This is a genomic window from Psychrobacter sp. TB20-MNA-CIBAN-0197 (assembly GCF_040309765.1).
Lineage (GTDB): Bacteria > Pseudomonadota > Gammaproteobacteria > Pseudomonadales > Moraxellaceae > Psychrobacter > Psychrobacter submarinus.
Map to the genome: position 1 here is coordinate 1 of NZ_JBEOPC010000273.1, position 315 is coordinate 315.

At 55.2% G+C, this 315-nt stretch carries 1 protein-coding gene; it reads right to left on the reverse strand.

Features of this window, described 5'->3' with window-relative positions:
* Positions 1 to 315: DNA-directed RNA polymerase subunit beta (locus AAEY83_RS13630; RefSeq protein WP_351059612.1), on the reverse strand; the 315-nt coding region annotated here is incomplete at both ends.

Genomic DNA, 315 nt, shown 5'->3' on the forward strand with positions numbered 1-315 from the left:
CGAGGGCACGAATTTCCTTGATCAACACGTTGAAGGACTCGGGCATGCCCGGCTCCATACGGTGATCGCCATCCACGATGTTCTTGTACATCTTGGTACGGCCGTTCACATCGTCCGACTTCACTGTGAGCATTTCTTGCAGAGTGTAAGCAGCACCGTATGCTTCCAGTGCCCAGACCTCCATCTCCCCGAAACGCTGACCACCGAACTGCGCCTTACCACCCAGCGGCTGCTGGGTAACCAGGCTGTAAGAACCGGTAGAACGCGCGTGCATCTTGTCGTCTACCAAGTGGTTCAGCTTCAGCATGTACATGT